Raw genomic sequence first — 12,638 nt, 5'->3', positions numbered from 1 at the left:
GGAGGTGGCCGCGCAAGCGGGGCATGGGGTTATTTCAGGATTTGCCTGACAAAACGCTATCTATCGGACGCCGCGTCCCTGTGGCGAGGGGGCTTGCCCCCGTTCGACTGCGAAGCAGTCGCTATTGCAGGCACTTCGGTTTATCTGAAACACCGAGGTGCCTGAATTGGGACCGCTATGCGGTCCAACGGGGGCAAGCCCCCTCGCCACAGAGGCTCACTTCACAATGGGATCGAGCAGGTCTCAAGACTTAGGCGGATTCACCTTCGCGGCAATCGCATACGCCTTCACTGTCGCCGGACGGTTCTGAATGTGGGTGAACCAGCGCAGCACATTCGGGAAGTCTTCGAGGTTCTGGCTCTGCCACTTGTGGGAAACGATCCACGGGTAGATCGCCATGTCGGCAATGCTGTACTCGTCCCCGGCGACGAACTCATTGCTCGCCAGTTGCTTGTCGAGCACACCGTAGAGGCGGGCGGTTTCGTCGATGTAGCGTTTGATCGCGTAAGGGATTTTCTCTGGCGCGAACTGACTGAAGTGATGATTTTGCCCGGCCATCGGGCCCAGACCGCCCATCTGCCAGAACAGCCATTGCAATGCTTGCTGGCGCCCACGCAGGTCTTTGGGCAGGAATTTGCCGGTCTTCTCCGCCAGGTACAACAAGATCGCCCCGGACTCGAACAGCGCCAACGGCTCGCCACCATCCGCAGGCTCATGATCGACGATGGCCGGGATTTTGTTGTTCGGGGAGATTTTCAGGAATTCGGGTTTGAACTGGTCGTTCTGGCTGATGTTGATCGGGTGCACGTCGTACTTGAGGCCGGCCTCCTCGAGGAAAATCGAGATTTTGTGGCCGTTGGGGGTGGTCCAGTAATACAGGTCGATCATGGAGTACTCCAAAAAATAGACGTCATAAGGTACGGACAGCAACCGCTCGCATTAGGTCGTCCTGTTTGCACTGGAGAGCTTGCCTGTAGGAAGAGGTGATGCTGAAGTGCGTGAAATTCAATGACCCGACACGAGAAAAGTCAGCATGGAGCTCAAGACCAACGCAGCGCTGATCATCATCGACCAGCAAAAAGGCATCCTGCAGCCCAGACTAGGCCGTCGAAATAATCCTCAGGCCGAGGAGCGTATTCTCGATTTACTGGTGTTTTGGCGGCGCACGTCGCGGCCGGTGATCCACGTGCAACACCTGTCCCGCTCAGCGGAGTCGGTGTTCTGGCCCGGGCAATCGGGTGTGGAATTTCAGGAGCGGTTTCAGCCAATGGCGGGCGAGCAACTGATTCAGAAACAGGTGCCGGATGCGTTTTGTGCGACGGGTCTGGAGGCGCGGTTGCGCGAAGCGGGGATTGATCAATTGATCATCGTCGGCGTGGCGACTAACAACTCGGTCGAGTCCACGGCGCGCACGGCCGGGAACCTGGGGTTTGATACCTGGGTGGCGGAGGATGCTTGCTTTACCTTCGACAAGGCCGATTTCTTCGGTAATGCGCATTCCGCTGAAGAAGTGCACGCCATGTCGCTGGGCAACCTGCATGGCGAATACGCGACGGTCATCAGCACCGCGCAGATACTCACACCCGACCTGTAGGAGCGAGGCTTGCCCGCGAAAATGGCACCTCGGTCATGCAGGCTCACCGCGTCATCGTTCTTCGCGGGCAAGCCTCGCTCCTACAGAAGGTTATGTCGTGCACAAAACCAAGGTGGGAGCGAGCCTGCTCGCGAAGGCGATTCAACCGGCGAAGCAAATCTTCGCCCGAAGCATCAAGCGCCGTGGCACTTCTTGAATTTCTTGCCGTTGCCGCATGGGCAAGGGTCGTTGCGGCCGACGTCTTTCAGGGCGTTGCGCACCGGTTCCTGGTGAGCGTGGCCGCAGTTCGGGCCGTGGACATGGCCATGGTCGTGATCATGGTGGTCATGGGCATGATCATCGTGATCGTGATTGCAGTCAGGGCCATGAACATGGGGTTGCTGGGTCATCGGGGTTACTCCGGAATTAAATCGGCGGGGATTATCACGCCATTACGCGCCAGGTGCACGTAGTGCGCGATGAATAAACCGGTTTCCAGTTCACCTTCCAGACGATAGGGGATGGGTTGCTTGGGGCTTTTGAGCATTTTCACCAGGTCGCGCACCTTGGGCCACAGGTTGGTGCGGATCGGTACTTTGAAATACGCGCTGTGCTTGGGGCTCACCGTGAACCAATGCTCGTGCTCGCCTTCAGTCAGCAGCATGTCGCCCAGATGAATGCGGTATTCGAGGCTGCGGACGGTCAAGTCGCTGTCGTTGGGGTTGTCGACGCGAAAGTGCAGGATGAATTTCTGTTCCAGCAGCTTGGCCCGTACCACTTCGACCTTGACCAGATGCACCTGGGGATCGGGTTCGTCGCTGCTGAACCAGGAGGCGCAACCGCCCAGGCTCAGGAGGATGAGCAGGGTGAGCAGATGTAAGGCGTGGCGTTGACGGATCATGGTGGTGGTTCTCCCTTGAGAACCATTCTAGCCCCTGTAGGAGCAAGGCTTGCCCGCGAATGGCGATAACGCGGTCTTTCTGAAGTCCGCGTTTTCGTTCTTCGCGGGCAAGCCTCGCTCCTACAGAGAGCCTCAAGCGCCGAAATAACCTGCGCAACACTTCTTGATGTATTGCAACAATACACTACCGGCGATATCGCCTCAGTCGCTGTCTAGGGCAGGCTTGCAGCAAGCATAGCCGGTGGGGTGGCACACAGCAGCACCCCGGAACGGATGCTGTAGCCAGTATGGTGATTACGCCAATGATTACGATGAACAAGCCAAAAACACGATTTAACTTGACTTATAGAAAATGTTGTATTTGACAAATCTGGGTCTATGGTGTAAGATAGTATCAGGAAGGGGAGTTGTTTTTTGTGCTCCCGCTCCACCCGTCCGCAGCACTTCCAAACTAATAGAACATCCGCGTCGAGCCCGTGTAGCCATGGAGTTCGGTGTTGTTGTGGCCGAAGGTTTTCAGAATGCCTTCTGACTCCAGTTTCAAGTCTGGTGGCCAACTACTTGTAGATCAGGATGGGAATCCTCCGAGTCGTTGACAGAGCGATGATCGAATCTCTGTCACAACTGGCCGGACTGCACTCAAGGCAGTTCATTGCACTCCGACAGTGAAGTGGGCCGAACACTGTAGAGGGGGTTTTTAGATTTTCTCCCTCGACCCAAATTAAATGCAGCCTCCTTCAAGGCAACCCTTGTTGGCCGAGACTTAAACCCTCTCGGCCAAAAATTTGTGCTGCGATATCCGCGTAACCAAACTTACCAAACACATACACCATCTATTTAGAGTTCAAGGAGCCTATATGGCAAGAGTCACCTATCAGCCCTGTGCTGTATGCACCACGAGATTCCCAGTAAGACCACAAGCACCACACGCTAAGTTCTGCTCTACCAAGTGCCGAATGCAGCATCACCGCCAAGAAAAGCAAAATGAAGCACCACAACAACAAACCCAAAATGAAGGAAGCACCATGAGTAACAAATCAACACAAGCAACAACAGAAGTACCAATGCAGTTTGCATTCAGCGATTCTGAATACCGCTCACGCTGCCAGAATGCGAAAGGCTTTTATGAATCACGAGTCGAGAAACCAAGCGCCGATATTCTTGGTGCTATCGTCGAGTTCAACCCTCGCACATTGGACGAATCACATGAGCTGTATCACCAATACCGTGCAGCCGGATGGCTTCCACTTGAGCCAGTAGGAGGGCTACCAACTGCAATGCTACTGGAAAGTCCGCTTGCTTCGTTCATTACGCTGTATTTGAAAAAGCCAGCGCGAGATCAGGAGCGCGACCTTGTTGAAGTTTGCAAACAAGTGAGAGCGGATTACGAGGCAGAACTTGAAGCCGCGTTGAATGCTGAGATTGACCGTCAAGTGGCAATGTCACTGGCTAAAGATGAACGTGACCGACTACAGGCCGAGCAACAACAGCGCTTGAACCGTGAACAACAAGTGCGTGATGAACTCGCCGCGTCACGTGCCAAGCTTCGTGAAGAACTAATTAAATCAGGCAGATTGACCAAAGAAGGAAACGCACAATGACCGATAAAATCGATCCAAACACACTATCAAAAACTGAGCTGATTCTACGTGAGAAGTACGCAAAAGATACACTTGTTACAAGCTCTCCAGAGCCCACTACAGTGACGGTAACTAAAGAGGCAGTAGACGAGGAAGCATCCGAAGAGGATGTAGCGGCCTTCAAGAGAGCCTTGGAACTACTTGAATTAAAGGCTCGTGCTGCCGAGATTATCAAGATGGCTAAACAAGCTAAAGCGAACAAAGGAAAACAATGACAGCGAGCGTTACACCGATTCAAACCCTGCAAAATGGGTCGACTCAATACCACCAGATTTACCGCATCGTTTCAAAGAGCACCACACTAAACCAAGATGGTACAGGGCTACAGTTTTCTGTAGACGTCCGAATCCTCATGCACGACTTTCGTAGGTTTGTTGATCGCTGGCATGGGTTCCATGTGCAATACAGCTATCAGTGGATTCGTCACGTAGATGGGGCTGTATTTGTAGCGCTTTCTGGAAGTCGTTCAGTGCAAGCGGCATTCCGTAGCTATGTAGATCGCTATAAGAGTCCGCTGATGTTGATGAGCAACAATTTCGATTATGGCAGACGCATCCCTGTTGGACGTAGTGTTACGGAGTTTCAGAAAGAACTGAATGAGTTGTTTGATCCGAAACATGGCCGTCATGGAAGAGGGGGTAGCCGATGAACTCAGAAATCATTGCCAAACTCGTTGGCCTTCTCCGGTTCCAAGTAGATGTATCCGGCCTTCAACGCTTTGAACGTGGTCTAGCCCAAACACGCCAAAAGATGATGGCGCTGTCTCGTGAAGCAGATGTGTTGAGTAAGAAACTGGGAGCCAAGATGGGCATCAAGGTTGATAGCGCTGGACAGGAGAAACTAGCCAAGACTGTTCGTGCAAACCTTGATCGTGAATTGAAGCTAGAGAACGCCGTGCAGCGTACTCGGCGTGCCACCTTCACCGCCGAGCTTGCAGGCCAAAAGCTGATCAACCTTCGTCAGAAAGAAGGATCAGCAATTCAGTCCCAGGCACTGCGTGACAAGATCGCTCAGGCTGTTCTAGATGCCAAGTCAGCGAAGGCCGAAGGCGAGCGCTTGAAGGTGTCGGGAGCAGTGCTCAAGCAGACTCAATCCGTTGAGCAACACAAGGCCCGCCAAGCTCGCTGGGAAGCCTTGCTAACGCAGCAGCAACAGAAGACCGCCATCCTTCAACAGAAGCAATATCAGGCGCTGACAGCCACTCAGAAAGCCGAGCTTGCCCTACAGCAAGCCAGAGTTCGCGGGCACCGGGCAGCAGAGAAGTTCGCTGCGTCACAGGAGGCCGCAAAGCTCCGTGCTCAGCGTCTCGATGTGAGCCACGCCCAAAGAGCTGAGCGCTTCCAATGGGCTCAAACTCGACAAGCTGCATGGGCCGCAAGGCAAGCCGAACCTAAACCCTCGACAGGGTTTATGGGGCTGGGAACTGGCGCTCTTGCCCTAGGTGGTGTGACGGCTGGGCTTGCCGCCATTGTGGGCGCTGTGGGGGCTCTCAGTGATCGTTTGGCAGCAACGCAGACCCGCGTGTCGGCAAGTCAGCAACTTGAAAACGTATTGGCCCAAGCCGGAGGCAAGAACCCTGCAAATGCGGAGTTCGCCAAATCGGAGTGGCTGCGGATCAATGCCAAATACGGCACTGAAACGAGTCTTGAATCTGCCAAGGCGTACAGAACGTTTCTGATGGCAGAGATGGCCCGAGGGCGCAGTCTTTCCCGCGCCACCGGCACCTATGAAACACGCCAAGCAGCATATCGCGGGGCTGGAATGACGGCCGAGGAGCAGCGTCGTGCAAATTTGCAACTCCAGCAGATTGCCAGCAAATCACAGGGTGATCGCGAAGACCTGAACACCTTCTCCGAAGCAGCGCCATTGCTGGTGGAGCCAATCCGCCGTGCATGGGCAGAGCGTAACAAGCATGCACTTGATGCCAATCTTGAGAGGGATTTCAGGGCCAGCACCAAGAAGGGCAACCTAAAAGCAATCGACTTTGAAAACGGTATCAAGCTGTTCGTGAAGGAAAACGCCGCTGCAATTGAACGTCAGAGCGGCAGCATCGATGCAAACGCCACTCGCCTATCCAACCAACAATTCTTGCAGCAACAGGGTCTAGACCAGAATCCTGAGTTGATAGGTGCAATCAATGAGCGCATCAAAGCGGAAATGGAATTGACGGAGGCAATGAAGCCTTTCAAGGAAGCAATGGTGCAGTTCGATATCGGGCTAACCAAACTTGCTACCTCGATGCTTCGTCTCACTGCTGGCAAGAATGGTGACGGCACAGAGAAAACAGAGAAAGACCGAGCACAGGAAGTTGGTAGTGCTGGATTCCCTGAGGGCGCTGGTGCTATTGATCCAAGTGTGATGGGTGGTGGGCCTAAACCATCCACAGGCGAGAAGGTGAGAGACCCCATCAGCATGTTGTATCGCTGGCTCACTAACACGCCTGATTACGAAGAAGGGCCAGCCAATAAAGCGAAAGCCTTGATTCCAAACCTATTGGGGATGCAATTCAACAAGATCGATGTATCCAAGTTCACTGCTGACGGATACAACGGGCCAAGTGCAGACGATGATGGTAGTTATCACCAATTCCGAATGTATGAGCCAAGAAATGCGGCAGATATCATGTATGCAGCGGAAGAGCGTCAGCGCCAGAAACAACCAGCTCCTTCGTGGTTGGGTGCAATGGACTTGAACGGTCAGGTCATTAACAAACCTGTTGAGAGTCACGTTGATCAATCCATGCACAACGATATCAAAATCGATGTGGTAGTTAATGCAATCGATCCAAATGGCAAGGCACTTGGCGATGCCATTGGTGATGCTGTAAGTGAAAAGGTTGATGCCAAGGTGAGTCAGTTGTTGCAATCAACCAGAGCCGCACAGAAAGAGGTGCAGTAATGAAAGCTGTTATTCAAGCGATCATGCTCGCCTGTGTATTGCAAATCTTAGCGGGCGGTGTGTTCACCACATACATGTTGGATCGTGCCAGCGCTGTGTCAGAGCAATACACCGATACAGCACTACGGCTGCAATATAACCAAATGCAAGTCCAGTTCTCGGATGAACGCAGTTCAATGAAAAACTACGTAGAGAAAACTGTTGCTCTCCGTATCAACCAATCAAGAGGCACCAAACAATGAATCAACTCTACACAAGTGCAATGGGGGCGGCGAAAGCCGCTCACTTCTTTTCCCGTCTTCTACGGCGCCCTGTAATGCGCTCTATGGCACTTAACAAGCATGGGGTGCCACTCTGGATCGTCTCTTTAGATGGCGCCTCCCACAGCGCACCACAGGAGCTTTAAATATGATTCACAGACCGCGTAATCAACGAACTTGCCAATGCCGTCATTGCGGTAATGGTTTTCTAACTTTTAAAGCCACAGCGTTTTGTGGTTCAGCTTGCCGACATTCATACATTGCCATCCACGGCAACAACAAACCAGAAACAGGAGCGTACCTAGATGGCGCTAGCAGTACCGGCAACAACACCCAATAAAAAACACCGCATCACATGTCTCCACTGTGGCAAGCGTCCACGGATGAAATCGAAGACGGCGAAGTATTGTAACGCTACATGCCGAAACAGCGCCCGTAACGAATCACGCCGAGTAACATACCTCTACAACGCTACAAACTCGCCATTCTTCCAAGAGCTTGCCCGCCAAGCCATCCGTGCAAGAACAGACTTGATCTTTGACGGTTTCACCGAGGAAGATTTAGGCACGCTGTATGATGTTTACGCTTTGGCTCAGAAGTACAATGGATATGGAGAGCGAAAGAACGCGGGATTAGCCCCTTTCGAGTTGTCGCACATTTGCCCGGTACGTGGTGAATCAACAGTCGGTTTGTTCCGTGCCGATAACTTGGTAATTGCTCCCAGAGGTTTGAACCGCTCGCACTCCATAAGACACTTTTCAGGTGGTGCGTCTATCCCTCGTGACAAGCTCACTCCGCGTCACTTTCTAGACAGAGATTCAAGCGAGAAGGATGTCATTGCACGAATCATCAAGATCATCGGTGAAGACGTTGTACTCGCAGTTGTGGAGTCTCGGAAGATTCAACCCTTTAAGCGTAACGCTTTGGTTTGTTGGCTGAGAGAGCATCTAGATCATGCCAACCCAGACCACGATAAGCACTTCGCCATTTTGGATAGTGCAAGTGCGAAGGTGTTAGGTGCCATCAAGCGAGAGGTGCAAGGGAAAGAGGCGCTAGATGGTAGTGGCTGGTCTCCCCGTATGTCTGATGAAGTGACTGTGCTGCTGGCTGAGTGGGAGCGCATCGGTAAGGCATACCGTCCCGAGATTCTTCCTGCAATAGAACGCCTGAGATTCATTGAAGTCAATACAAGTAGACGTTTGCGTCTTGAGTTTGAAATTGATGATCCTGGGATTCAGATGGTGTTCGATATGCTACACGGTAAAGCTGTTTCTACAGTGCAGCCGTTGATTGACGCAGTGCTAGACAAGGCACTGTCAAATGACGCGATGTATAGCCCAACTCCAGAGTTGAAAGCTTTGGGTGTAGTAGTGGTGCCGCGTGTCATTGGTAGTTTCTCAAGCGAGCTAGATGGAGAGTTGATTAGCTACGTTCCTAGACTCACTGGACAAGATCCCCATGCAGACGATGTTCCAAGCTGGTCGTTGTAACACAGAGCCCTACCTTTCGAGGTGGGGCTTTTCTTTGTCCGCCACGTGAAGAAACACCGCGCTCAGGTAGGGACGTGAGTCGCGAGGTAGCAACAGGCTGAAACCCTTGTAGGCTCTGGCCTACAGCATGATTTGCGTGGACAGTAATCCGACCGTCCCGCATGCATCTGTATAGCGTGAGCTATAGTGCTTGGTCTGCTGGAGTGGGCGAAGCCAGCGTACAAACTCTTACGCTGAGGTGATACGGATGTCCAAGAAGAAAGACGGCCCTACAGTTCCACGAGAACACTTCGTAGTTGGTCACACTGCTGGGATCGTGTCAGAGCTGACCTTTACCGTAGACCCCCTCACTGGAATTCCCAGCGTTCTAGAGCTAGACCCAACATCGTTACGCAGCCAAATATCCTACGCCCGTGGGAAGACAGACAAGGTGCTCACCTCTTCGCCCGTTGATAGCTTTGCCGCTCTAGACAAAAGTTTCATTGACCGTATGCGTGAGCAGTTTGATTACCTGATTGCCGTAGACACGAATACCGAGCTTGATCGCATTGATGGCTACAAAGTGAGTGCGTGTTGCATTTGCTGCATCGTTGATCCGTTGGCCGTAGTGACAGACCCAATAAAATACGAACACCTTGCCGCCTACTTGATCCTTGATTCTGCCGATGAAGGTAACGCCGAACTACTAGGTTGGCACTTGGTGGCAACGGTGCACATCAACACTCCATTCCTTCGAACAAAGCGTGTGGGTGTAATCGTTGATAGTGAGCTGGGAGATCATGTTGCAATCAACGCCAGAACGAAGCCCTACTACAAAAATCACATGTTGCCCGCCAACATGACATTGGTTTACGCGTCCGACGCTGCTACAGAGACATTCATCAACGCCATGATCAAGCTGAATGACAAGAACGCTAACGGACTGATCAAGGCGGTGAAGCAACAGGGGTTATCCACGTTGCAGCTAAAAGGGGGTGTGAAGCTAGGCACGGCTACATGCCATTGCATCGCGCCCAAGGCTACCGGCAGCCCGAGTAAATAACCTCACCCATAACCTCTGAAATCCTGCCCAAAAGCCCGTTAAAACCTATCGAGTCAGCGGTTTTGATAGATTCGGTTGATATGTGCAATCAGCTACACGCCAGTGTTTCCGGGGCTTCCCGTAATCCATGGATAAGCTCGAAACGGTGAGAACGCTTCAACTTGAGGTTTCCGCACCAAAACGGCAGTTTTGAGCTGGAATCACCAAATTCTACAAAACAGCCACACACACCAAGGACGACCGCCATGCCAGACAACACAGACGCCAACATCGCCACAGCAGACGTGCTGACCCTCCTGTTGCACAACCAACATGCCTTGGCCGCTGCTATCGAAGAGGTGGCCCTTTGGGCTAAGGCTGGCGGATCGCCCTACACGCATGACAACGCCGTCACGGCGCTGCAAACCCTCGATACGAATGCATCCGCCATCACCGAAGCGATCAACCGATTGCGACAGATTTAGGGTAGGTCTCCATTCATCTGCAAGTATTTACAAATCTAGGATCACCGACCAAGAAACGTATACAGCCACATCCAAGAAATGTAAACTGGCCCTACACACAACGGAGGGCTGGACGATGAAGACCGTGAACATAGTTTCCTACTTGCGAGTATCGACATCGGGCCAAGGTGATAGCGGTCTGGGTCTTGAAGCTCAACGCCAGTACATCGAACAAGCTGCCCTCCAGAATGGCTGGACAATCATTGGTGAGTTCATCGACACAGTGTCGGGTAGCATCGCCATTGAAGACCGTCCAGAAGGCGCTAAGGCCATTCAGATGTGCAAGGCTTCATCAGCTCAACTGTGTGCTGCCAAGCTCGACCGTATCAGCCGTTCGGTTGCCCACATCAGCGCCTTGATGGAGCGGGTAGAGTTCAAGGTTGCCACCATGCCCAGTGCTGACGCCTTCCAGTTGCACATCTACGCAGCGTTGGCAGAACAGGAAAGGAAGTTCATCGGCCAACGTACAAGGGAGGCCCTAGCATCGCTCAAGGCTCGCGCTGAGTCTGGTGATGTAGTGTCGATTCAGAAGATAGCCAACCGCACACAGGCCCTCTCACATGGCCGCACACAGGCCAACCGTGACAAGGCTGCAAAGGCTGTGGCTGATCGTGTATCCGCGTTCGATACGGCCATCAGTGCCGAGATTGAAGCGTGTCTGTACAGAGGCTTACGCACTTTGGTGAAGGTCGCTGAATGCTTGAACAAGAAGGGTGTAACCACTGCCAAGGGTGGTGCGTGGTCTGCCACTCAAGTGAGCCGTGTCATGAGTCGCCTTGGTCTGACGTTCGAAGCTGCAAACGCCTGAGGGGTCGTAGCGTTATTTGTATATTCCTAGCCCCTAGAGGGTTGCCCGAGCTGTCCTGCTTGATACCTCTGAGGTCGGTCCCGGTCACGGCTTATATTTCCAGCCTTGAATCCCAGACGCTCTCGCATGTGGTCGAAATTTTTGGCGAAAAATGGGGGCTGGAAAATATCGCCCCTACGGGGCTGCTAACGGTGTGTCACTTGCAGGGGTAGGCATCGGCATAGGCAGCCAACACAAGCACTGAGTCATGGTTGTTTAGTAGGCTGGGGTTGTCTTGCATGTATTTGGTTACGATCCGTACACCCTGACCATAAGTCACGTCGTGGGGTATGCAGAATTTCTTCGGAAGTTTGTCCTGATAGAGGACGAGCACGTCAGTCACTCCTTGAACCACTCCCATGCAGTGCCCTGAATCGTAGGTGTCCGGCCCTTGAATCTCCATGCTCCGAATCAAGGCTTGGCACTGTAGCAATAGCCCGTTACCGTCCAAGGCCATGGCGCTGCTGCTCGCTATTGTCCCGGCCAACGCCACTACGCCCATCCATGTCTTCATCGGTGCAATCCCTCTCAAGTTGGCTGAGATTACCCGGTAGCTTGGCCCGGTGCCATCGCTCGCGCACTGCGTGCCATCACGTCACACGTTGGGCCAGGTTCTGGAAATATTACCCATCACCAAGGCGTTACTCAGGAGTTGGCCACAATGCATATCCCCAACCAACTACATGCGTCTGCCCACAGTTCCAGCAATCTTTAAGATCGCCATGTTCCATGTCTTCGATAGAAAAGTCCTTTCCGCATTTATAGCAGGGGACTGATTTGAAGCCGACACGGCTCGCGGTGAAACGATCCTCATCGAGTTTCGCTATGGTGTGCTTCGCACCACACGTTTCCTTGTAGCATTCAACGACAGCAGCGTTTTCAATCTGCAAATTACTCACATACATGTCTGCGCCACAGACCGAGCAAGCGATGGTCGTTATAGAGTTTATGGTGCTCAGCATGGTTGCCGTTGAGACACGCTCGATTTCGTCAATTATCTCTTGAAGGCTTGTTGCTTTGATTTTGGACGGTGCATCAGCTTCTTCAAGGCTGGGAAGGTGTAGGTACTTGCCTAGCTTGTGGTAAGACGAGTTAAGCCACTTGTAGGGGAACATCTTGTGATTGCCAATGTGCTTCCAGTCACCAGACGGAGTGCCATCGGCATTTTCCATACATATCGTCAGGGTACTATCTCGGTCAGCATTTGGCTCAAAGCTGAGCAACATCTTCAAGGCTTGTGGTGGTTGCCACTTGCGGAATATGGCGGGGGGTAACTTATCGCCAATTTGAGTGAGTTTCTGGTAGACGACGTCTTCGAGGCAAAGGCGCAGCTCAAGGCCTGCGTGACGTAATGAGTTTTCGTCTCCGGCTGCTACGAACGCTTTCGCCCTTGCCAGATAACCGTCTACGTCATAGATGCCCATGGTTGTTCCCGCCTTGGAGTGGTTGGCTGAGCTTACGGGCCAGTTAGCACCGTGTCACCA

General features: G+C 52.7%; 15 protein-coding genes. 10 read left to right on the top strand and 5 right to left on the bottom strand.

Features of this window, described 5'->3' with window-relative positions:
* Positions 1–243: 243 nt before the first annotated feature.
* A complete protein-coding gene (locus ACIOYV_RS09880; RefSeq protein WP_401323312.1) occupies positions 244–888 on the bottom strand; it encodes a glutathione binding-like protein in 645 nt (214 codons plus the stop codon).
* A 145-nt stretch (positions 889–1,033) separates the two neighbouring features.
* Between ACIOYV_RS09880 and ACIOYV_RS09875 the strand changes: the two genes are divergently transcribed.
* Positions 1,034–1,594, top strand: a complete 561-nt coding sequence (locus tag ACIOYV_RS09875) for a cysteine hydrolase family protein (protein ID WP_401323310.1) — start codon at positions 1,034–1,036, stop codon at positions 1,592–1,594.
* A gap of 173 nt (positions 1,595–1,767) precedes the next feature.
* Here ACIOYV_RS09875 and ACIOYV_RS09870 read toward each other — a convergent pair whose 3' ends face one another.
* Positions 1,768–1,983 carry an SEC-C metal-binding domain-containing protein gene (locus ACIOYV_RS09870; RefSeq protein WP_054046981.1) on the bottom strand — a complete coding sequence of 72 codons (216 nt, stop codon included), beginning with the start codon at positions 1,981–1,983 and terminating at the stop codon, positions 1,768–1,770.
* A 5-nt stretch (positions 1,984–1,988) separates the two neighbouring features.
* On the bottom strand, positions 1,989–2,474 hold the full coding sequence (locus ACIOYV_RS09865) for an LEA type 2 family protein (protein ID WP_265043712.1): 486 nt from the start codon (positions 2,472–2,474) through the stop codon (positions 1,989–1,991).
* 956 nt (positions 2,475–3,430) lie between these two features.
* Here ACIOYV_RS09865 and ACIOYV_RS09860 point away from each other — a divergent pair.
* From ACIOYV_RS09860 to ACIOYV_RS09820, 9 genes are all read left to right on the top strand, one after another.
* Positions 3,431–4,075, top strand: coding sequence for a hypothetical protein (locus ACIOYV_RS09860; RefSeq protein WP_401323307.1), 645 nt, complete (start codon positions 3,431–3,433; stop codon positions 4,073–4,075).
* On the top strand, positions 4,072–4,329 hold the full coding sequence (locus ACIOYV_RS09855; RefSeq protein WP_401323304.1) for a hypothetical protein: 258 nt from the start codon (positions 4,072–4,074) through the stop codon (positions 4,327–4,329). Before ACIOYV_RS09860 ends, ACIOYV_RS09855 begins: the two co-directional genes overlap by 4 nt.
* Positions 4,326–4,763: a hypothetical protein gene (locus tag ACIOYV_RS09850; protein ID WP_401323301.1), complete on the top strand. Its 438-nt coding sequence runs from the start codon at positions 4,326–4,328 to the stop codon at positions 4,761–4,763. Before ACIOYV_RS09855 ends, ACIOYV_RS09850 begins: the two co-directional genes overlap by 4 nt.
* Positions 4,760–7,012: a hypothetical protein gene (locus ACIOYV_RS09845; protein ID WP_401323298.1), complete on the top strand. Its 2,253-nt coding sequence runs from the start codon at positions 4,760–4,762 to the stop codon at positions 7,010–7,012. Before ACIOYV_RS09850 ends, ACIOYV_RS09845 begins: the two co-directional genes overlap by 4 nt.
* Positions 7,012–7,254 carry a hypothetical protein gene (locus ACIOYV_RS09840; RefSeq protein WP_401323295.1) on the top strand — a complete coding sequence of 81 codons (243 nt, stop codon included), beginning with the start codon at positions 7,012–7,014 and terminating at the stop codon, positions 7,252–7,254. Before ACIOYV_RS09845 ends, ACIOYV_RS09840 begins: the two co-directional genes overlap by 1 nt.
* 401 nt (positions 7,255–7,655) lie before the next feature.
* Positions 7,656–8,762 (top strand): hypothetical protein, encoded by a 1,107-nt coding sequence (locus ACIOYV_RS09835; protein WP_401323292.1) that lies wholly within the window; start codon positions 7,656–7,658, stop codon positions 8,760–8,762.
* Positions 8,763–9,009: 247 nt separating this feature from the next.
* Positions 9,010–9,804: a hypothetical protein gene (locus ACIOYV_RS09830; protein WP_401323289.1), complete on the top strand. Its 795-nt coding sequence runs from the start codon at positions 9,010–9,012 to the stop codon at positions 9,802–9,804.
* A gap of 245 nt (positions 9,805–10,049) precedes the next feature.
* Entirely contained in the window at positions 10,050–10,268 is a 219-nt protein-coding gene (locus tag ACIOYV_RS09825) for a hypothetical protein (RefSeq protein ID WP_401323286.1), read from the top strand.
* 115 nt (positions 10,269–10,383) lie between these two features.
* Complete coding sequence (locus ACIOYV_RS09820; protein WP_401323283.1) at positions 10,384–11,115, top strand: recombinase family protein; 732 nt, start codon at positions 10,384–10,386, stop codon at positions 11,113–11,115.
* A gap of 196 nt (positions 11,116–11,311) precedes the next feature.
* On the opposite strand, the gene ACIOYV_RS09815 is transcribed toward ACIOYV_RS09820, so the two are convergent.
* Both ACIOYV_RS09815 and ACIOYV_RS09810 read right to left on the bottom strand, forming a co-directional pair.
* Positions 11,312–11,668 (bottom strand): Rap1a/Tai family immunity protein, encoded by a 357-nt coding sequence (locus ACIOYV_RS09815; RefSeq protein WP_401323280.1) that lies wholly within the window; start codon positions 11,666–11,668, stop codon positions 11,312–11,314.
* Between the two features lie 127 nt (positions 11,669–11,795).
* Entirely contained in the window at positions 11,796–12,578 is a 783-nt protein-coding gene (locus tag ACIOYV_RS09810; protein ID WP_401323277.1) for a hypothetical protein, read from the bottom strand.
* Positions 12,579–12,638: the final 60 nt, after the last annotated feature.

The sequence above is a fragment of the Pseudomonas sp. NPDC087342 genome (assembly GCF_044744265.1).
GTDB lineage: Bacteria > Pseudomonadota > Gammaproteobacteria > Pseudomonadales > Pseudomonadaceae > Aquipseudomonas > Aquipseudomonas nunensis.
The sequence above is the reverse complement of the archived record's forward strand: the minus strand, read 5'-3'. Positions and strand labels throughout refer to the sequence as shown.

Bases quoted from the DNA above. Each gene is read 5' to 3' on its own strand.
- ACIOYV_RS09880 (WP_401323312.1), bottom strand. From the start codon at position 888: ATGATCGACCTGTATTACTGGACCACCCCCAACGGCCACAAAATCTCG.
- ACIOYV_RS09875 (WP_401323310.1), top strand. From the start codon at position 1,034: ATGGAGCTCAAGACCAACGCAGCGCTGATCATCATCGACCAGCAAAAA.
- ACIOYV_RS09870 (WP_054046981.1), bottom strand. From the start codon at position 1,983: ATGACCCAGCAACCCCATGTTCATGGCCCTGACTGCAATCACGATCAC.
- ACIOYV_RS09865 (WP_265043712.1), bottom strand. From the start codon at position 2,474: ATGATCCGTCAACGCCACGCCTTACATCTGCTCACCCTGCTCATCCTC.
- ACIOYV_RS09860 (WP_401323307.1), top strand. From the start codon at position 3,431: ATGCAGCATCACCGCCAAGAAAAGCAAAATGAAGCACCACAACAACAA.
- ACIOYV_RS09855 (WP_401323304.1), top strand. From the start codon at position 4,072: ATGACCGATAAAATCGATCCAAACACACTATCAAAAACTGAGCTGATT.
- ACIOYV_RS09850 (WP_401323301.1), top strand. From the start codon at position 4,326: ATGACAGCGAGCGTTACACCGATTCAAACCCTGCAAAATGGGTCGACT.
- ACIOYV_RS09845 (WP_401323298.1), top strand. From the start codon at position 4,760: ATGAACTCAGAAATCATTGCCAAACTCGTTGGCCTTCTCCGGTTCCAA.
- ACIOYV_RS09840 (WP_401323295.1), top strand. From the start codon at position 7,012: ATGAAAGCTGTTATTCAAGCGATCATGCTCGCCTGTGTATTGCAAATC.
- ACIOYV_RS09835 (WP_401323292.1), top strand. From the start codon at position 7,656: ATGAAATCGAAGACGGCGAAGTATTGTAACGCTACATGCCGAAACAGC.
- ACIOYV_RS09830 (WP_401323289.1), top strand. From the start codon at position 9,010: ATGTCCAAGAAGAAAGACGGCCCTACAGTTCCACGAGAACACTTCGTA.
- ACIOYV_RS09825 (WP_401323286.1), top strand. From the start codon at position 10,050: ATGCCAGACAACACAGACGCCAACATCGCCACAGCAGACGTGCTGACC.
- ACIOYV_RS09820 (WP_401323283.1), top strand. From the start codon at position 10,384: ATGAAGACCGTGAACATAGTTTCCTACTTGCGAGTATCGACATCGGGC.
- ACIOYV_RS09815 (WP_401323280.1), bottom strand. From the start codon at position 11,668: ATGAAGACATGGATGGGCGTAGTGGCGTTGGCCGGGACAATAGCGAGC.
- ACIOYV_RS09810 (WP_401323277.1), bottom strand. From the start codon at position 12,578: ATGGGCATCTATGACGTAGACGGTTATCTGGCAAGGGCGAAAGCGTTC.